Here is a 20214-nt window from a genome sequence, read left to right on the forward strand (position 1 = left end):
ACAGCAACAAACCTTATTCGGTTTCTTCGCTGTCCTGTTGCGCAGAAGAACCCTGCGCGCTGCTACCGTGATGATAGTTACTGCTGGTGCCGCCGGTGGCATTGTTGCTGTGATGAGAAACCGGGCGAGACGGGACAACAGTAGAAATCGCGTGCTTATAAACCATCTGGCTGACCGTGTTTTTCAACAGGATCACGAACTGATCAAAAGACTCGATTTGACCTTGCAGCTTAATACCATTCACCAAATAAATAGAAACCGGAACACGTTCCCGACGCAATGCGTTCAGGAACGGATCTTGTAAAGATTGCCCCTTAGCCATTCTCTCTTTTCCTTATATGCTTATTTGTACTTTGAATCTTTCGATTCTGAAAATTGCGCACGATACGTCTCAATTGTACACATTCAGTCTGCGATAGCACCAACAACCTGTAATACTTCGTTTCGCGCCTGGTCCGGCTTTTCACTGTCAAGCCAGTGCACACCGTCCCAACCTCGTAACCAGGTTATCTGACGCTTCGCCAACTGCCTCGTGGCGCAAACACCTCTATAAACCATTTCATCGTATGATATATCGCCTTCAATGTATGACCACATCTGGCGGTATCCCACGCAACGAATGGAAGGCAAATCCGTATGCAAATCTCCACGGGCAAAAAGCGCCCGCACTTCTGCTTCAAAACCTGAAGCTAACATCTGATGAAAACGCTGCTCAATTCGCTGATGGAGCAGTTCACGGCTCGCCGGGGCGATGGCGAACTGATGCACCTGGTACGGTAGAGCGTCTCCTGACGTTTGCGTCAGTTCCGTTAAAGTTTTACCCGAAATGAAAAAAACTTCCAGTGCCCGGGAAAGTCTTTGCGGATCATTTGGATGAATTCGCGCGGCCGCAACAGGATCAATCTCCTGAAGCTGTCGGTGCAACGCGTCCCATCCCTGCTCTGCCGCCTGTTGCTCAATTCGGGCTCTGACCTCTGGGTCCGCCGACGGTAATGGCGACAATCCCTCAAGCAACGCCTTGAAATACAACATCGTACCGCCCACCAACAGCGGAATACGTCCCGCCGCAGTGATGTCAGCCATCTCCGCCAGGGCATCACGACGAAAATCCGCCGCGGAATACGCCTGCAAAGGATCGCGAATATCCAGCAATCGGTGCGGAGCGGCCTTTAACTCTTCAGCGTCGGGCTTGGCCGTACCAATATCCATCCCTTGATAGATAAGGGCGGAATCAACGCTTATCAACTCTACTGGCAAAACTTTACGCAATTCAATTGCTAATGCCGTCTTGCCGGAGGCCGTCGGCCCCATCAAAAAAATCGCCTTTGGCAGGCTTGCCTTACAGATATCACTCATGTTTCAGGGCGTTCATCGCCGAATGTAAATCAACAGGTTGTAATAGACCACCCGGTGGCGTCTTCACAAGTTGCGGACATAACCGCTCAACATCAGCCAACAGGGTAATGGCCTGCGCCATAGTCCACTGCGGATGTTCACTCATCAGATTACGCGCAATCCACTGGGCAATATTGTCTGCCTCATAGCCAGATTGCTGCGCCAGGTAGCCTATCAGTTCAGGAATCAAGATTTGTAAATTTTGTTGGCGTAAGGGTAAAGGCACAGCTCGAATGGTCACATGCTGCGCATCCAGCTGAAATTCAATCCCTAAATCCGCCAAACAGGGGAGCGCGTTTTGCAGCGCCGTTTTTTCATCCACCGCCACTTTTAAGCGCAGCGGGATCAGCAACGGCTGGGCGCAAACCGGCGCTTTTCCGGGCGTCAGTTGTGCCTGTCGCAGCCAGCGTTCAGCCACTGGCAGCGACAGTAACTGGATGCGACCCTCGCTTTCGAGTAACGCGCAATCGGTGCCAATAATGGTGAGTACGCGACCAAAACTCTGGCTGTGTCCGGCCAGCGCAGGCTCGACAGCATCAGGACGTTGTTTTTTCTGTGCCGGAGCAGGCGTCTGTAGCAATTGACGATAAACCTCCCCCTCCTGCTTTTGATAACCCGGTTGAGCCTGTGGCCACTGTGCGGTTGCCTGACGGCCAGTGTGACTCTCCGGAGAAGGCGTCGAATAACGCGGTGTCGCCGGTTCACGCGCGACGGCGGGTTCAGCAAAGTGATTGCGTCCAGCCGCCACACGGTTTTCGGGGATAGGCCTTGGCGTCGGCTCATCGTCTTCAGCCAACGGCAACGGAGCCTCAAGCTGCTGTTGCAGCACGCTGAGAACCCCCTGATAGATAAAATCATGGACCAGGCGCGACTGATGAAACCGCACTTCGTGTTTGGCGGGATGCACGTTGACATCAACCTGATGGGGGTCGATTTCCAGATACAACACAAACGCAGGCTGCTGATCGGCGCCAAGTTTGTTTTCACAGGCCTGACGAATGGCATGATTGATCAACCGATCGCGCATCATACGGCCGTTCACATAGCAGTACTGAATTTCCGCCAGCGCCGCCGTCGTATGACGAGGGTCAGCCACCCAACCGTGCAGCAGCAAATCGCCATGTTGCCACTCAATCGCCAGCGCCTGTTCCAGAAACGGAGTACCGCATATTGCGCCCAGTCGACGCTCTTTCTGCCCGTCCTGCGCTACCGCACGATACTGACGCACCATTTTGCCGTTGTGCGACAAATTGATCGTGACGTCAAAACGCGCCAACGCAATGCGCCGGATAATCTCATCAATATGGTTAAATTCGGTTTTCTCGGTGCGCATGAACTTGCGCCGCGCCGGGGTATTGTAGAACAGATCCAGCACTTCCAGCGTCGTGCCCACCGGATGCGCGGCGGGTTTAACCGTCACGTCCATGTCACGCCCTTCAGCATACGCCTGCCAGGCTTCGGGCTGTTCTGCGGTGCGGGAGGTGAGCGTTAACCGCGACACCGAACTGATACTCGCCAGCGCTTCACCGCGAAACCCGAGGCTGATAATCGCCTCAAGATCGTCAAGCGTGGCGATTTTACTGGTCGCGTGACGCGCTAACGCCAGCGCCAGTTCGTCTTTTTTAATGCCACAGCCGTTATCGCGAATACGGATAAGCTTTGCGCCGCCGCGTTCAATATCGATATCAATTCGCGTCGCGCCAGCATCAATGCTGTTTTCTACCAGCTCTTTGACCACCGACGCAGGTCGTTCCACCACTTCACCTGCGGCAATTTGGTTCGCCAGTTGCGGCGGAAGAACCTGAATCGGCATGACTATTCCTTAGTTTGTTAGCGTCTCGCCCGGCGCAGTCGCGCTGGCCGTTTGCGCAGGCGTTCCCTGCGGCCCGGATTGCACCGGATGCGCCAGGAAGTAGTTACGCAGCCCCTTATAGATGGCATCAGCCAGTTGCTGCTGATAATCATCGCTTGCCAGCAAACGCTCTTCGCTATGGTTGCTGATAAAACCAGTCTCAACCAGCACCGAGGGAATATCTGGTGAGCGCAATACGCCGAGGCTGGCGTGTTCAGGACGACGTTTATGCATCGAACCAATACGCTGTAACTGACTGATCATATTGGTCGCCACATCATACCCTACGCGTTGTGAATGACCGAATTGCAAATCCAGCACCGCCTGACTCAGGTAAGGATCGGACTGGCTGTTTGCCAGTACATCGCCCGCACCGCCTAACAGTTCGGACTGCTTTTCATGCTGCTCCAGCCAGCCCGCCATTTCTGTGTTGGCGCGTCGGTTTGACAATACCCACACCGACGCCCCTGTCGCATCGCGATTTGGCGCGGCATCCGCATGGATAGACACCAGGAAATTGGCATTTTGCTTACGCGCGACGTCCGAACGCCCCATCACCGAGATGAAGTAGTCTCCGTCACGCGTCAAGACACCTTTGAACATCGGATCATCGTTGAGCAGCGTACGCAGTTTGCGGGCGACGGCGATTGTGACATTCTTCTCACGGACACCGCCGGGGCCAATAGCCCCTGGGTCTTGCCCACCGTGACCGGCATCAATGGCAATGACGACTTTGTCGCCATTACTCACCGGAGCGCGCGTCGCAGGACGCGTTTGCGTGTTACTGCTCACCACCGCCGTCGTGCGATCGTTACTGGATTTAAACGGGTTACGTGCAGGCTCACTCGGGCGTGGCGCAATCTCCGGCGTCTCAACGCGTTTTACCACCACCGGCGGCGGGGGTGGCGGAGGTGGAGGCGGGGCATCGGCGTTAATCGTAAAGACGACGGTATAATTACCGCCGTTTTGCCGCTTCACGGCGTCGGTTTTCCCGTTTTCGGTTAAATCCACAACCAGTCGCAGTGACTGCGCATCCTTCGGCGTTCCCGAACGGATCGCCTTCACCAGGTTATTGCCGCTAAACAGCAGGGGTAATCCCTGAATCACACCGCTCTGTTTGATATCCAGCGCAACGGTACGTTTACTGTCCTGCGAAAAGGTATAATCCGGATCGCCGATAAAACTCAGCGTAATCCGCGCCTGTTGTTCACCGTTGGAAACTTGAATATCGGAGAGGCTGGCAGCCCCGACCTGCGCGCACAGCAAGACCAGCGTAGCCACCCACCAATTTCTGATGCGAAAAATCATCCCGCCACCCTTAAGGTTAACCGGCTAAACGCGCCAGCAACAAATTACCTGATGAGGAGACCGCGCTAATGCGCGCCTCACGACCTTGCGCCTGGTAATCTATGTGTATTTCGACATCCGGGTCAGGCAGTACACCTTTACCTTGTTGCGGCCATTCCACCAGGCAGATGGCATCATTGGCAAAATAATCACGGATCCCCATAAATTCCAGCTCCTCAGGGTCCGCAAGACGGTATAAATCAAAGTGATATACCATTAGGTTATCGAGTGAATAAGGTTCCACCAGCGTGTAGGTTGGACTTTTCACGTTGCCTTTATGGCCTAACGCCTGCAGGAACCCACGGCTAAAGGTGGTTTTACCCGCGCCTAAATCACCGTACAAATAGATAACAGTCGCACCCGTACAGGCTTTAGCGACCCGCAGTCCCAGGTCTAATGTCGCCTGTTCATCAGGTAGCGGAATTACTCGATTCATCATGGTTTACGTCAATCACATCAGGGTTAACAATACGCTGGAGCGTGGAAAAGAGATCGGACGCCAGCATGCCGCGAGTGCCGAAACGCGCAGCAAGCACATCCGCTGCCGCGCCGTGGGCAACACATCCCGCACACGCTGCATCATACGGGGTAAGCTTCTGTCCGAGCAATGCGCCAATCATCCCGGAGAGCACATCGCCCATACCGCCGCTGGCCATTCCCGCATTACCGGCATCAATAATCGCTGGCACCGCTGACTCTGCGTCAACAACCGTTCCCGCGCCTTTTAGCACCACAACACCACCGTACCGTTTTACCAGACGGCGTGCTGAAAGTAAGCGATCACTTTCTATTTCTGCAATAGAACAGCCCAGCAGCCGGGCAGCTTCCCCCGGATGCGGAGTGATCACGCGATTGTGACGTTTATCGGGATTGATTGCCAGCAGGTTGAGCGCATCCGCATCCCAGAGCATTGGTTTGCGAAAATTCTCAACTTTCTGCAACGCCTGTTTACCCCACGCCTGTTGTCCAAGCCCTGGGCCAATCACCACCACATCTGCCCATGCCAGGCTTTCCTCAAGAGATTGCGGGGTCAGTTCATGAACCATCAACTCTGGCCGGGCCGTCAGCAGCGGCGCGATGTTTTCACCGCGCGTCAGCACCCGGACTAACCCGGCGCCGGTTCGTAGCGCCGCCTCGCCCGCCAGACGAATCGCCCCGGCAGTACCATAATCCCCGCCAATAATCACCAGCCGACCGTGATCGCCTTTGTGCGACGTCGGGCGACGCGGCGTCAACCAGCACCTGAGTTGCGAAGCATCAAGGCGTTGGATTTGCCTTTCCTGCCTCGACAGCCAGTTCTCCAGACCCAGCGCATCAAAATGCAAATGCCCGGTGACATCCCGCGCTTTTCCCGTCAGCAAGCCGGGCTTCAGCGCAATAAACGTGACCGTATGTGCGGCGTTAATCACCGCGCCAGGCGTCGCGCCTGTCTGCGCCAGCAGGCCAGAAGGTATATCCACCGCCACCACGGGAGCGGGATGCGCATTGGCATGTTCAATCAGTGCGGCAAGAGACTGGCGCGGGGCCTGCTTAAGGCCAGTACCTGACAGCGCATCAATAATGACGTCAATTCCCACAGGCCAGACGATATCTGGCGCATGGGTAACGCCACCCGCATTTAGCCAGGACTCGCGAGCCTGCGCAGCCTCTTCGGGGAGCGGTTTATCGCTTTCTTGTGCCAACAGCGTGACAGTCATGCCTGCGGCTTTCGCAAGCCTTGCCAGTACATAGCCATCACCGCCGTTATTGCCGTGCCCGCAGAGCACCAGCCAGTGGCGGGCCTCCGGGTACGCACTGCGGGTAACCAGAAACGCCGCCTCGCCCGCACGCAGCATCAGTTCGTACAGCGTCAATCCGAAAGCGTCTGCCGCTTCGCGCTCCACGCTCTTGATGTCATCGGCGGGCCAAATGGAGTGTGGTATACTTGTGGGGTATTTCTTCATTGTATGGTCCGTCATGTCAGAGCCCCTCGATCTCAATCAGTTAGCGCACAATATCAAACAGTGGGGGCTGGAACTGGGCTTTCAGCAGGTTGGTATTACCGATACCGACCTTAGCGAAGCCGAACCCAAACTGCAGGCATGGCTGGACAAACAATACCACGGCGAGATGGACTGGATGGCCCGCCACGGCATGATGCGCGCCAGGCCACACGAATTATTGCCCGGTACTCTGCGCGTGATCAGCGTACGCATGAACTATCTGCCCGCTAACGCCGCCTTCGCCAGCACGCTGAAAAATCCCCGGTTGGGCTACGTCAGCCGTTATGCTTTGGGCCGCGATTACCACAAACTCTTACGTAACCGCCTCAAAAAGCTGGGGGAGATGATTCAGCAACATTGTGTTTCGCTGAATTTTAGACCGTTTGTCGACTCTGCGCCCATTCTTGAACGCCCGTTGGCTGAAAAAGCCGGTCTCGGCTGGACAGGTAAGCACTCACTTACACTTAATCGCGAGGCAGGTTCATTCTTTTTCCTTGGCGAGCTACTGATCGATTTGCCTCTGCCCATCGACGCCCCTCAGGAAGAGGGATGTGGAAAATGTGTGGCCTGCATGACTATCTGTCCGACCGGTGCGATTGTAGAACCTTACACCGTCGATGCCCGCCGCTGTATCTCGTATCTCACCATCGAACTGGAAGGTGCGATCCCTGAAGAACTTCGCCCACTGATAGGCAACCGAATCTATGGTTGTGATGACTGTCAGCTTATTTGCCCGTGGAATCGCTACTCGCAACTGACCGTCGAGGATGATTTCAGTCCGCGTAAACCGCTACACGCCCCGGAACTGATTGAACTGTTCACCTGGAACGAAGCCAAATTTCTGAAAGTCACAGAGGGTTCTGCAATCCGGCGCATTGGTCACTTACGCTGGCTGCGAAATATTGCTGTCGCACTCGGAAATGCGCCGTGGGATGACGCGGTGATTCAGGCGCTGGAAAGTCGCCGAGGTGAGCACCCACTTCTTGATGAGCACATAGAATGGGCGGTCGCCCGGCAAATTGAGAGGCGCAACGCGTGTGTGGTAGAGGTGCAATTACCGAAGAAACAACGACTGATCAGAGTGGTTGAAAAAGGTCTGCCACGCGACGCCTGAATCATCCACAGCTTGTGTATAAAAATAAAAATGCATTGTGATTCAAGAGGGAAAAAATCGTCAAGTGATCGCACTAGCAATTCAAAATGATAATTAATCCAATATTTTCAACAAATTGCAAAGTTACTATTCACCCGGCGAAGTTTTTCGCATTCCAGGAATAATGCCCTGTCCTGTGGATAAGTCTGTTTACAAGAGTATGTCAGAAGCAAAAGAAATCGTCCCCAACGTGATAACGCGTTGTGGATAATTTTATTGAGGTAAGAATTTGGAGCGGGAAACGAGACTCGAACTCGCGACCCCGACCTTGGCAAGGTCGTGCTCTACCAACTGAGCTATTCCCGCTTGGGTGGTGCGTATCTTGCGATACTTTCAAATTTTGGAGCGGGAAACGAGACTCGAACTCGCGACCCCGACCTTGGCAAGGTCGTGCTCTACCAACTGAGCTATTCCCGCTTAGGTGAAGCTGATGCTGCGCGTATCTTGCGATACTTTCAAATTTTGGAGCGGGAAACGAGACTCGAACTCGCGACCCCGACCTTGGCAAGGTCGTGCTCTACCAACTGAGCTATTCCCGCAAAATCTTCGTTTTCCTAGCTGCCGTCTTGCTGCAACTCGAAACTCTTCGATTAAATTTGTTGCTGTCGTAATTCGCATTTCTGCGTCGTTACGGGAGGCGCATTATACGAGAAATCCTTCCAGCTGCAACCCCCCTAAAAGCGATTTTTTTATTTTTTCGTTCAAGTGCCGAATTATTCGCCAAAGCGCACAATTTAGCGGCAAAAAAGCCATAGCGCAAGTTCGTTGGCCGGATATCTGCGTTATCCGGCCCACACAATTACAGCTTAATAAAATGCTCGCGGTAGTACGCCAGTTCCGCCACCGACTCACGGATATCATCCATCGCCTGGTGTGTGCCCTGCTTGGTAAAACCATCGAGAATTTCCGGCTTCCAGCGACGCGCCAGCTCTTTTAACGTACTCACATCCAGATAGCGGTAGTGGAAGTACGCCTCCAGTTCCGGCATGTATTTAAACAGGAAGCGACGATCTTGTCCGATACTGTTACCGCAAATAGGCGATTTTCCGGCGGGCACCCACGCTTTCAAAAATTCAATCGTCGCCAGTTCCGCTTCACGGTCGCCCACGGTACTTGCCTTCACACGATCCACCAGACCACTTCCGGTATGGGTACGCACGTTCCAGTCATCCATCAGCGCCAGTTGTTCGTCGGACTGATGCACTGCAATCGTCGGCCCTTCTGCCAGGATGTTCAGGTTGGCATCGGTCACCAGTGTCGCGATCTCAATGATGCGATCGCGCTCGGGATCCAGCCCCGTCATTTCAAGATCTATCCAAATGAGGTTGTTTTCATTGGCACTCATGCTATTTTCCACCCTTCAGAGGTCACGTTCAGTGTGACTATATTCATCTAAAATAGCGTGTATCATAGATGTTTTGCCCACAATGGGCGACCAGGAGCCAGTACGATTGAGTAAAAATAAACTCTCCAAAGGCCAACAGCGCCGCGTGAACGCCAATCACCAGCGTCGTCTTAAAACGTCCACGGAGAAGGCCGATTACGATGACAATCTGTTTGGTGAAACCGCTGAAGGTATTGTCATCAGCCGCTTTGGTATGCATGCCGACGTCGAATCCGCCAACGGTGAAGTACACCGTTGCAATATTCGTCGAACCATCCGTTCGCTGGTCACCGGCGATCGCGTGGTCTGGCGTCCAGGAAAAGCGGCGGCGGAAGGCGTAAACGTTAAAGGCATTGTCGAAGCAGTGCATGAACGTACCTCGGTGCTGACGCGCCCTGACTTTTATGACGGCGTAAAACCGATTGCCGCCAACATCGACCAAATCGTCATTGTCTCCGCCATTTTGCCGGAGCTGTCGCTCAATATTATCGACCGGTATCTGGTGGCTTGCGAAACGTTAGAGGTTGAACCGATTATCGTACTCAACAAGATCGATCTGCTGGACGATGAAGGCATGGCCTTCGTTAACGAACAGATGGATATCTATCGCAACATTGGCTATCGCGTATTGATGGTATCAAGCCATACGAAAAATGGGCTGGAACCGCTTGAAGAGGCATTGACCGATCGTATTAGCATTTTTGCCGGTCAGTCAGGCGTAGGGAAATCCAGTCTGCTCAATAACCTGCTCGGCCTGCAAAAAGAGATCCTGACCAACGATGTCTCCGACAACTCCGGTCTTGGTCAGCACACGACCACCGCGTCTCGCCTGTACCACTTCCCGCACGGTGGCGATGTCATCGATTCCCCCGGCGTGCGTGAGTTTGGGTTATGGCATCTTGAGCCGGAACAAATCACGCACGGCTTTGTCGAATTTCATGACTATTTAGGGCATTGCAAATACCGCGACTGCAAACATGATGCGGATCCAGGCTGTGCTATCCGTGAAGCCGTAGAGAAAGGGACGATCGCCGAGACCCGCTTCGAAAATTATCACCGTATCCTCGAAAGCATGGCGCAGGTAAAAACGCGTAAAAACTTTTCTGATTCGGATAACTGACAACTAAGCTAAGCGTCGCTAGAATCGTCCCCCTTTTTCAGGATCCGGCTCATATGCCGGATCAGGAACGACAAAACAATGGCCTGGAGGCTACCTTGTTAAACTCATTTAAACTTTCGCTACAGTACATTCTGCCGAAACTATGGCTCACTCGCCTGGCGGGTTGGGGCGCAAGCAAACGGGCGGGATGGCTGACCAAATTGGTTATCGACCTGTTCGTGAAGTGCTACAAGGTCGACATGAATGAAGCACAGAAGCCGGACACCGCCAGCTATCGCACGTTTAACGACTTCTTTGTACGTCCACTGCGTGACGATGTGCGCCCGGTAGATACTGACCCGAATATTCTGGTAATGCCGGCTGACGGCGTAATCAGCCAGTTAGGTCGTATCGAAGAAGACAAAATTCTGCAAGCCAAAGGACATAACTACAGCCTCGAGGCGCTGCTGGCTGGCAACTATCTGATGGCAGACCTGTTCCGTAACGGTTCGTTTGTCACCACTTACCTCTCCCCGCGTGACTATCACCGCGTACACATGCCGTGTAACGGTATTCTGCGTGAAATGATTTACGTGCCGGGCGATCTGTTCTCCGTCAACCATCTGACCGCGCAAAACGTCCCAAACCTGTTTGCCCGTAACGAGCGAGTCATTTGTCTGTTTGATACCGAATTTGGTCCGATGGCGCAGATCCTGGTCGGCGCAACCATCGTCGGTAGCATTGAAACCGTGTGGGCCGGAACCATCACGCCGCCACGTGAAGGCGTCATCAAACGCTGGACATGGCCTGCGGGCGAAAGCGAAGGTTCCGTTGCGCTGTTGAAAGGCCAGGAAATGGGCCGCTTTAAGCTGGGTTCCACCGTCATCAACTTGTTTGCGCCAGGTAAAGTGAATCTGGTCGAGCAACTGCAAAGTCTGTCCGCGACCAAAATTGGTCAACCACTGGCCACCTCTACCGAGATTTTCACCTCGTCAGACGCGGCAACTGCGCCGGTTGCACAAGCGGAGATCGCCGAAGAACACGACGCCAACCCGCCGGTTGACGACAAGACAGAACAAAGCTAACGACAAGGGTAGACTGACGTGCGCCTGATTATCACTTTTCTGATGGCCTGGTGCCTCAGCCAGGGGGCGTACGCCGCGACGGCCCCCGACGCCAAACAAATCACCCAGGAACTGGAGCAGGCAAAAGCGGCGAAACCCGCCCAGCCAGAGGCCGTTGAGGCACTCCAGTCTGCCCTGAACGCGCTTGAGGAACGTAAAGGCTCCCTCGAGCGCGCCCAGCAATACCAGCAAGTTATCGACAATTTCCCGAAGCTGTCTGCGACATTACGCGCCCAGCTTAATAACCTGCGCGACGAACCACGCGACGTCCCACCGGGGATGTCCACCGAGGCGCTGAATCAGGAGATCCTCCAGGTCAGTAGTCAATTGCTGGATAAAAGCCGCCAGGCCCAGCAGGAGCAGGAACGCGCCCGGGAAATTGCCGACTCACTGAGTCAACTTCCGCAGCAACAAACCGATGCCCGCCGCCAGTTGAATGATATTGAACGACGACTCGGCACCGTTAGCGGCAATACCCCGCTGAATCAGGCGCAAATTTTTGGTATGCAGGCCGAATCCGCCAAACTCAAAGCCCAGGTGGATGAACTCGAACTGGCGCAGCTTTCAGCAAACAATCGTCAGGAACTGGCGCGTATGCGCTCAGAACTGGCGGAAAAGCAGAGCCAACAACTTGACGCTTATCTGCAAGCCTTACGCAATCAATTAAACAGCCAGCGCCAACGTGAAGCCGAGCGCGCGCTGGAGAGTACCGAACTGCTGGCGGAAAACAGTGATGGTCTGCCCACGGGTATCGTCGAACAGTTCAAAGTAAACCGGGAATTGTCGCAAGCGCTCAACCAGCAAGCGCAGCGCATGGATCTGGTGGCCTCACAGCAGCGTCAGGCCACCAGCCAAACCCTGCAGGTACGCCAGGCGCTCAATACACTGCGGGAACAGGCACAATGGCTGGGCGTTTCCAATATGCTTGGCGAAGCGCTACGTGCTCAGGTTTCACGCCTGCCGGAAATGCCCAAACCGCAGCAGTTAGATACAGAAATGGCGCAGCTACGTGTGCACCGTATGCGCTACGAAGACCTGCTTAATAAGCAGCCTCAACTGCGCCAGATCCATCAGGCTGACGGCAAGCCGCTCACCGCCGAACAAAACCGGATTCTGGATGCGCAGCTTCGCACCCAGCGCGAGCTGTTGAATTCCCTGCTACAGGGCGGAGATACGCTGATCCTTGAGCTGACCAAGCTGAAAGTCTCCAACAGCCAACTGGAAGATGCGCTCAAAGAAGTCAACGAAGCGACGCACCGCTACCTGTTCTGGACTTCCGATGTAAGTCCGATGTCGCTCACCTGGCCGATAGAGCTCGTTCAGGATCTGCGTCGGCTGATTTCACTGGATACCTTTAACCAACTTGGCAAGGCCAGCATCATGATGCTGACCAGTAAAGAGACGCTGCTGCCACTGTTTGGCGCACTGATTCTGGTGGGCTTTAGTCTTTACTCGCGTAAGCATTTCACCCGTTTCCTGGAGCGTTCATCCGCCCGCGTTGGAAAAGTCACCCAGGATCACTTCTGGCTAACACTGCGCACCGTGTTCTGGTCAATACTGGTCGCCTCGCCGCTTCCGGTGCTGTGGGCCACATTAGGGTTTGGGCTGCGGGAAGCGTGGCCTTACCCGCTGGCCGTTGCGATAGGCGATGGCGTCACCGCGACCGTTCCCCTGTTGTGGGTGGTGATGATTTGCGCCGCCTTCGCGCGTCCAAACGGGTTGTTTGTGGCGCACTTTGGCTGGCCACGTCACCGCGTGGCGCGCGCGATGCGCTATTACCTGATGAGTATCGGATTCATCGTGCCGCTTATTATGGCATTGATTATGTTTGATAATCTCAATGACCGGGAGTTCTCCGCCTCGTTGGGACGTCTCTGCTTCATGCTCATTTGCGGAGCGCTGGCGATAGTGACCCTCAGCCTGAAACGTGCCGGTATCCCGCTGTATCTCGATAAAGAGGGCAGCGGCGAAAACATGGTCAACAGAATGCTGTGGAACCTGCTGATGGGCGCGCCGCTGGTCGCGATTTTTGCTGCCGTCGTGGGCTATCTGGCGACCGCGCAGGCGCTGCTGGCGCGACTGGAAACCTCGGTCGCCATCTGGTTCTTGCTGCTGGTGATTTATCACGTCATCCGCCGCTGGATGCTGATTCAGCGCCGCCGGTTAGCCTTTGATCGCGCCAAACACCGCCGCGCTGAAATGCTAGCGCAGCGTGCGCGGGGTGAAGAAGAACAGGCGCATTCCACCAGCCTTGAGGGAACCGTTGAGGTCGATGAAAGCGAAGTGGATCTCGACACCATCAGCGCCCAGTCGCTGCGCCTGGTGCGTTCGATTCTGATGCTCATCGCCCTGTTATCCGTCATCGTGTTGTGGTCAGAAATCCATTCCGCCTTTGGGTTCCTTGAAAATATTTCGCTGTGGGATGTCACGTCCACGGTGCAGGGTGTAGAGAGCCTGGAGCCGATCACGCTGGGCGCCGTATTAATTTCGATTCTGGTGTTTATCATCACCACGCAACTGGTTCGTAATTTGCCCGCGCTGCTGGAACTGGCGCTGCTTCAGCATCTGGATTTAACCCCGGGCACGGGTTATGCCATCACCACCATTACCAAATATCTGCTGATGCTGATTGGCGGACTGGTCGGTTTCTCAATGATTGGGATTGAGTGGTCAAAATTACAGTGGCTGGTTGCGGCGCTCGGTGTCGGTCTGGGCTTTGGTTTGCAGGAAATCTTCGCCAACTTTATCTCGGGCCTGATCATTTTGTTCGAAAAGCCGATTCGTATTGGCGATACGGTGACCATTCGTGACCTGACGGGCAGCGTGACGAAAATCAATACTCGAGCGACCACCATCAGCGACTGGGACCGTAAAGAGATCATCGTGCCCAACAAAGCGTTTATCACCGAGCAGTTTATTAACTGGTCGCTCTCTGACTCCGTGACGCGTGTGGTGCTGACCATTCCGGCGCCTTCCAGCGCGAACAGCGAAGAGGTCACGCAAATTCTGCTGACGGCGGCGCAACGTTGCTCGTTGGTTATCGATAACCCGGCACCGGAAGTGTTCCTGGTCGATCTCCAGCAAGGGATTCAGATCTTCGAACTGCGTATCTATGCCGCAGAGATGGGGCACCGTATGCCGCTGCGCCATGAAATCCACCAGTTAATTCTGGCGGGCTTCCATGAACACGGTATTGATATGCCATTCCCACCGTTCCAGATGCGCCTGGAAAGTTTGAACGGTACGAGGACAGGTAAAACGCTGACGTCTGCAGGTAAGAAGGGACGTCCGGCGGGGAGTTTGTAAGCGTTAACGATGCCGGGCGGCGCTAATGCTGGCCCGGCATCCCGATTACTCCGTCACCCACTGCGGCAGTTTTTCCATCCGACGCGTGTAGTTCTGGTAAATCATCATCGCCAGTAACGAGAAGAACACCGGACCGCCTGTCATCCATAAGGCGCTATTCCAGTCCCCTGCTTCAATCACTGGCTGAATGATGGTGAACACATTGGCAAACGCCACCACCAGCACAACCGTCCCGGTTGCCAGTAGTGTAGAAACCTTCGTTTTGAAGATAACAAACGGTCGCTCCAGCCCCTCGCGAAACTTGAAGAAGGGAAATGCCAGCGCGAGGAACAGATACGGTAGCGTCATCGATACGTTGGCCATCAGCGTCAGTTTGTTATAAAACGCCGACGCGGTATCGCCGCCAAAAGAGACCAGCAGAATAAACAGGCTGACCAGCAGACACTGCGCCCACATCGCATTGGCGGGCATCCCCGTCGAATTCAGTTTCGTGACAGACGCAGGCCACAGCGCTTTTGGCGTCCCCTGAATAATCGCTTTCAGCGGTGAATAACTCAATGTGAAGAAAGCGCCGGTATAAGCAAGAAACATCGAAAGCCCGGTAATGCGGGCAAACCAGACGCCCAGCGTCATTGCCGTCTCTGGTGAGAGATGTAGCGCATTGCCCAGCGTCATCCCCAGGCTTTCCATCAGAATATACGTAATGTTACCGAGGTTCACAGAACCATTACTTAATACCTGCTGCCAGTTCGTGCTGGCACCCCACAAAAATATCGCCAGAGAATAGCCAATTGAAATCACAATGGCCGCAAAGACAATTCCTTTGGCAAAGTTTTTTTCCGGTTTTTCAGTTTTATCGACCAGCCCGCCGACGGCTTCAATACCGCCGTAAGCGAAAATAGCGAAAACAACAAACGATAACATTGCCAGACCGGACTGATATCCAGGGTTCGGTGAGGCAACAAAATTAATATCTTGCGCAAAATGCCCACCATTTAATAACAAAATAGCGACACTCACCAACAGCAAAACTAAATTAAGGCACATCACGGCAATACCGCCTACTGCGGTAATACGTGCAATTTTATTGATCCCTCTGGCGGCAATGCCCGTCACCAGAATCATCCATCCCACGGCGAGCAGTCCAACGACCTGGGTAGGTTCAAGCCCGGCAAACTGCCAGTGCTGCGTCATGTCTGCGCCAAATAAGAATGTCGAAAAAGGAACCCAAATTTTGGCGGCGGTGCTCACCATCCAGATAATATAGGAGGAGAACCACATAAAGGTGCCGATAAATGCGTAGCGTGGCCCAACGCTATTATTCATCCACGAGTAAATACCGCCCTCTTCTTTTCGATACGCGGAACCCATCTCTGCCATCATTAAGGCAAAGGGAATAAAGAATAATAATGCAGAAAAAATATACCACGGGATGGCGCTATACCCCATTAAATAAAAAGCGGAGGGGCTATTTGCGAAACCAAAAACTGACGTAAATATCATCAGAATGAGGCCAATCAGGCTCATTTTTTTTATTGTTTGGGGCATTAAAATCTTCCTCACCGGGGAGAACGTTTTTCAAACGTCACTCACCCATTTGCGCTGTCCCCTGTAGAGGTCAGCAATACGTAAATCAAAACAGGATTAAGGCCGGAACGATAGCAGATATCCAGAACCCAATTGTGGCTATTAGAGGTAAAATGAACATAGAAGCTGCAAAGCGGCGATTTAGCCGCCGCCTTGCAAAAAGGCTGTTATGCGCGGTCGACGGTGAAAGCAATCACCTCGGCAAGGCTTTCAGCCCCTAATGCCAGCATCACCAGACGATCCACACCCAGCGCCACACCGGAGCAATCCGGCATACCCACTTTTAAGGCTTCGAGCAAATTCGTGTCGATAGGCTGCTGCGGCAGGCCGCGCGCCGCGCGCTTACGGTTGTCTTGTTCAAAGCGTTGCTGCTGTTCGCGAGCGTCCGTCAGCTCATGGAAACCATTCGCCAGCTCAATACCTTTGAAATACACCTCAAAGCGCTCAGCCACGCGGTGATCTTCAGTGCTGATTTGCGCCAGAGATGCCTGACTTGCCGGGAAATGGTACACAAACGTAGGCTTCTCTTTGCCAATATGCGGCTCGACGCCCATGACAAACAGCAGTTGCAGCAGCGTGTCCCTGTCTTCTTCTGTATCCGCGATATTGCTTAAATCCAGTTTAGCCGCGGCTTCACGTAACTGGGTTTTATCGGCTGACAGCGGGTCAATTTCGAGATGGCGTTGAAACGCCTGCTGGTAAGAGAGGCTCTCTGCGGGCTGGCAATCGAGCACCTGTTGCAGCAGATCATCCACTTCATTCATCAGGCGGTACATATCGTAGTGAGGACGATACCACTCAAGCATGGTGAATTCCGGGTTATGGTGACGCCCCATCTCTTCATTACGAAAACTACGGCATAGCTGAAAGACCGGGCCACATCCTGCCACCAGCAGGCGTTTCATGTGGTATTCCGGGCTGGTCATCAGGTAGAGGTTCATCCCCTGCGAATGACCAGGTCCAACGAAACGCGTCTCAAACGGGAACAAATGAATGTCTGTTACCGTCGCCTGACTCATGCAAGGCGTCTCAACCTCAAGCACTCCGCGATCGGCAAAGAAACGACGAATTTCCGTCATAATTGCCGCACGTTTTAACAGATTGGGGATGGACGCGCTCGGCTGCCAGGTGGCCGTTTCGCTCATGGTTCTTTCTCCGATATATGACAAGGGCACGAAGTCTACTCGTAACCTGTCAGGGAGACAAATTTTGTGCGGGAGCGACTTATGTTGAATCGAGGGTTAAAAAACTGGAGATAGATGCTTTAGTAATTAAATTAATCAAAATCAATGATAATTAGCGCCATTGATACGCTAAAAAAATCGAACACGTCAAATTTCCCTTCTATACCTGCGACTATACTACTGTACCTATAAAGGAGCAGTGGAATCGCATTCGCCATCCGCATACCTCAGAGACTAAACTGACTGCGTGGTGGGCGAAATAACAACAATCTGGAGGAATGTCGTGCAAACCTTTCAAGCCGATCTTGCCATTATAGGCGCCGGTGGCGCGGGATTACGTGCTGCAATTGCTGCCGCACAAGCAAATCCCAACGCTAAAATCGCACTGATCTCAAAAGTGTACCCAATGCGCAGCCATACCGTTGCTGCCGAAGGTGGCTCTGCTGCTGTCGCGCAGGATCATGACAGCTTTGACTACCATTTTCACGATACGGTAGCGGGCGGAGACTGGCTGTGTGAGCAGGATGTCGTGGACTACTTTGTTCACCACTGCCCAACTGAAATGACGCAACTGGAGCAATGGGGTTGCCCGTGGAGCCGTCGTGAAGACGGAAGCGTCAACGTACGTCGCTTCGGCGGGATGAAAATTGAGCGTACCTGGTTCGCCGCGGATAAGACCGGCTTCCATATGCTCCACACTCTGTTCCAGACTTCCCTGCAGTTCCCGCAAATTCAGCGTTTTGACGAACACTTCGTTCTGGACATCCTGGTAGACGACGGTCATGCCCGTGGTCTGGTAGCGATGAACATGATGGAAGGCACGCTGATGCAAATCCGTGCTAACGCGGTGGTGATGGCAACGGGCGGCGCTGGCCGCGTATACCGTTACAACACCAACGGCGGCATCGTAACCGGTGACGGTATGGGCATGGCGCTGAGCCACGGCGTTCCGCTGCGTGATATGGAGTTCGTTCAGTATCACCCGACCGGTCTGCCAGGCTCTGGTATCCTGATGACCGAAGGCTGCCGTGGTGAAGGCGGTATTCTGGTTAACAAAAACGGTTACCGTTATCTGCAAGACTACGGCATGGGCCCGGAAACCCCGCTGGGTGAGCCGAAGAACAAATACATGGAACTGGGTCCGCGCGACAAAGTTTCTCAGGCGTTCTGGCACGAATGGCGTAAAGGCAACACCATCTCCACTCCGCGTGGCGATGTGGTTCACCTCGATCTGCGTCACCTCGGCGAGAAAAAACTGCTCGAACGTTTACCGTTCATCTGCGAACTGGCAAAAGCCTATGTCGGCGTTGATCCAGTTAAAGAGCCGATCCCGGTTCGTCCGACCGCGCACTACACCATGGGCGGTATCGAAACCGATCAAAACTGCGAAAGCCGCATCAAAGGTCTGTTTGCCGTTGGCGAATGTTCCTCTGTGGGTCTGCATGGCGCCAACCGTCTGGGCTCTAACTCCCTGGCAGAACTGGTGGTCTTTGGCCGTCTGGCGGGTGAGCAAGCGATGGAACGTGCTTCTACGGCAGGTGCTGCCAACAGCGCCGCGCTTGATGCGCAGGTTGCAGGCGTTGAACAGCGTCTGAAAAATCTGGTGAATCAGGAAGGCACCGAAAACTGGTCGAAGATCCGTGATGAAATGGGTCTGTCCATGGAAGAAGGTTGCGGTATCTACCGTACGCCAGAACTCATGCAGAAAACGGTTGATAAGCTGGCTGAACTGCAGGAACGCTTCAAGCGCGTGCGTATTACCGACACCTCCAGCGTCTTCAATACCGACCTGCTGTACACCATCGAACTGGGCCACGGTCTGAATGTTGCTGAATGTATGGCGCACTCCGCGCTGGCGCGTAAAGAATCGCGCGGCGCGCATCAGCGTCTGGATGAAGGTTGCACCGAGCGTGACGACGTCAACTTCCTCAAACACACCCTCGCCTTCCGCGATGCTGATGGCACCACACGCCTGGACTACAGCGACGTGAAAATCACCACTCTGCCGCCAGCAAAACGTGTATATGGTGGCGAAGCGGAAGCAGCCGATAAGAAGGAGAAGGCGAATGGCTGAGATGAAAAATCTGAAAGTTGAGGTGGTGCGCTATAACCCGGAAGTGGATACCGCGCCGCACAGTGCTTTCTATGATGTACCTTATGATGAAACAACGTCGCTGCTGGATGCGCTGGGCTACATCAAAGATAACCTGGCACCAGACCTGAGCTACCGCTGGTCTTGCCGTATGGCTATCTGTGGTTCTTGCGGCATGATGGTCAACAACGTACCAAAACTGGCGTGCAAAACCTTCCTGCGTGAATACACCAACGGCATGAAGGTTGAAGCGCTGGGCAACTTCCCGATTGAGCGCGATCTGGTCGTCGACATGACGCACTTTATCGAAAGCCTGGAAGCCATCAAACCGTACATCATCGGTAACCCGCGCACACCGGATCAGGGTCCAAATACCCAGACTCCGGCGCAAATGGCGAAGTATCACCAGTTCTCCGGTTGCATCAACTGTGGTCTGTGTTACGCCGCGTGCCCGCAGTTCGGCCTGAACCCTGAGTTCATCGGCCCGGCAGCGATTACGCTGGCGCATCGTTACAACGAAGATAGCCGTGACCACGGTAAGAAAGAGCGTATGGCTCAGTTGAATAGCCCGAACGGCGTTTGGTCTTGTACTTTCGTGGGCTACTGCTCCGAAGTATGTCCGAAACACGTCGATCCGGCTGCGGCCATCCAGCAGGGTAAAGTAGAAAGTTCGAAAGACTTTCTTATCGCTACCCTGAAACCACGCTAA

General features: G+C 53.9%; 15 protein-coding genes and 3 tRNA genes. 6 read left to right on the forward strand and 12 right to left on the reverse strand.

Annotation, left to right across the window (positions count from 1 at the left end; genetic code table 11):
* Window positions 1-13: 13 nt before the first annotated feature.
* The 6 genes from hfq to nnr all read right to left on the reverse strand — a co-directional run bounded on the left by hfq (window position 14) and on the right by nnr (window position 6552).
* Window positions 14-322: an RNA chaperone Hfq gene (gene hfq, locus ACO7SM_RS19480; RefSeq protein ID WP_162383027.1), complete on the reverse strand. Its 309-nt coding sequence runs from the start codon at window positions 320-322 to the stop codon at window positions 14-16.
* Window positions 323-405: 83 nt separating this feature from the next.
* Window positions 406-1356: a tRNA (adenosine(37)-N6)-dimethylallyltransferase MiaA gene (miaA, locus tag ACO7SM_RS19485; protein WP_490468872.1), complete on the reverse strand. Its 951-nt coding sequence runs from the start codon at window positions 1354-1356 to the stop codon at window positions 406-408.
* Window positions 1349-3208 (reverse strand): DNA mismatch repair endonuclease MutL, encoded by a 1860-nt coding sequence (gene mutL / locus ACO7SM_RS19490; RefSeq protein ID WP_490468873.1) that lies wholly within the window; start codon window positions 3206-3208, stop codon window positions 1349-1351. The genes miaA and mutL overlap by 8 nt, the downstream gene beginning before the upstream one ends.
* A gap of 9 nt (window positions 3209-3217) precedes the next feature.
* Window positions 3218-4555 (reverse strand): N-acetylmuramoyl-L-alanine amidase AmiB, encoded by a 1338-nt coding sequence (amiB, locus tag ACO7SM_RS19495; protein WP_490468874.1) that lies wholly within the window; start codon window positions 4553-4555, stop codon window positions 3218-3220.
* A 16-nt stretch (window positions 4556-4571) separates the two neighbouring features.
* Window positions 4572-5033 carry a tRNA (adenosine(37)-N6)-threonylcarbamoyltransferase complex ATPase subunit type 1 TsaE gene (gene tsaE, locus ACO7SM_RS19500; RefSeq protein WP_490468875.1) on the reverse strand — a complete coding sequence of 154 codons (462 nt, stop codon included), beginning with the start codon at window positions 5031-5033 and terminating at the stop codon, window positions 4572-4574.
* On the reverse strand, window positions 5005-6552 hold the full coding sequence (gene nnr, locus ACO7SM_RS19505; RefSeq protein ID WP_490468876.1) for a bifunctional ADP-dependent NAD(P)H-hydrate dehydratase/NAD(P)H-hydrate epimerase: 1548 nt from the start codon (window positions 6550-6552) through the stop codon (window positions 5005-5007). The genes tsaE and nnr overlap by 29 nt, the downstream gene beginning before the upstream one ends.
* Between nnr and queG the strand changes: the two genes are divergently transcribed.
* Complete coding sequence (gene queG, locus ACO7SM_RS19510) at window positions 6551-7690, forward strand: tRNA epoxyqueuosine(34) reductase QueG (protein WP_490468877.1); 1140 nt, start codon at window positions 6551-6553, stop codon at window positions 7688-7690. The two genes, nnr and queG, sit on opposite strands and share 2 nt — an antisense overlap.
* 269 nt (window positions 7691-7959) lie before the next feature.
* Here the strand turns inward: queG and ACO7SM_RS19515 are convergent.
* From ACO7SM_RS19515 to orn, 4 genes are all read right to left on the reverse strand, one after another.
* A tRNA-Gly gene (locus ACO7SM_RS19515) sits at window positions 7960-8035 on the reverse strand.
* A 35-nt stretch (window positions 8036-8070) separates the two neighbouring features.
* Window positions 8071-8146: transfer RNA gene (locus tag ACO7SM_RS19520), tRNA-Gly, on the reverse strand.
* A 46-nt stretch (window positions 8147-8192) separates the two neighbouring features.
* Window positions 8193-8268: transfer RNA gene (locus ACO7SM_RS19525), tRNA-Gly, on the reverse strand.
* A gap of 260 nt (window positions 8269-8528) precedes the next feature.
* Complete coding sequence (gene orn / locus ACO7SM_RS19530) at window positions 8529-9074, reverse strand: oligoribonuclease (protein ID WP_490468878.1); 546 nt, start codon at window positions 9072-9074, stop codon at window positions 8529-8531.
* Window positions 9075-9180: 106 nt separating this feature from the next.
* Here orn and rsgA point away from each other — a divergent pair, with 106 nt between their 5' ends.
* The 3 genes from rsgA (at window position 9181) to mscM (ending at window position 14642) form a co-directional block, all read left to right on the forward strand.
* Window positions 9181-10233 (forward strand): small ribosomal subunit biogenesis GTPase RsgA, encoded by a 1053-nt coding sequence (gene rsgA / locus ACO7SM_RS19535; protein ID WP_490468879.1) that lies wholly within the window; start codon window positions 9181-9183, stop codon window positions 10231-10233.
* Between the two features lie 95 nt (window positions 10234-10328).
* Entirely contained in the window at window positions 10329-11297 is a 969-nt protein-coding gene (gene asd / locus ACO7SM_RS19540; RefSeq protein WP_490468880.1) for an archaetidylserine decarboxylase, read from the forward strand.
* An 18-nt stretch (window positions 11298-11315) separates the two neighbouring features.
* Window positions 11316-14642, forward strand: coding sequence for a miniconductance mechanosensitive channel MscM (gene mscM / locus ACO7SM_RS19545; protein WP_490468881.1), 3327 nt, complete (start codon window positions 11316-11318; stop codon window positions 14640-14642).
* Between the two features lie 45 nt (window positions 14643-14687).
* Here the strand turns inward: mscM and yjeM are convergent, their stop codons facing one another.
* Complete coding sequence (gene yjeM / locus ACO7SM_RS19550) at window positions 14688-16190, reverse strand: glutamate/gamma-aminobutyrate family transporter YjeM (protein ID WP_490468882.1); 1503 nt, start codon at window positions 16188-16190, stop codon at window positions 14688-14690.
* 206 nt (window positions 16191-16396) lie between these two features.
* The gene (epmA, locus tag ACO7SM_RS19555; protein WP_490468883.1) at window positions 16397-17374 is read right to left on the reverse strand and encodes an elongation factor P--(R)-beta-lysine ligase; all 978 of its coding nucleotides are present in this window, start codon (window positions 17372-17374) and stop codon (window positions 16397-16399) included.
* Between the two features lie 322 nt (window positions 17375-17696).
* On the opposite strand from epmA, the gene frdA reads away from it, so the two are divergent.
* Window positions 17697-19487, forward strand: a complete 1791-nt coding sequence (frdA, locus tag ACO7SM_RS19560) for a fumarate reductase (quinol) flavoprotein subunit (protein WP_490468884.1) — start codon at window positions 17697-17699, stop codon at window positions 19485-19487.
* Window positions 19480-20214, forward strand: coding sequence for a fumarate reductase iron-sulfur protein (gene frdB, locus ACO7SM_RS19565; protein ID WP_203359186.1), 735 nt, complete (start codon window positions 19480-19482; stop codon window positions 20212-20214). Before frdA ends, frdB begins: the two co-directional genes overlap by 8 nt.

The sequence above is a fragment of the Citrobacter sp. LJND-P06 genome (assembly GCF_058188415.1).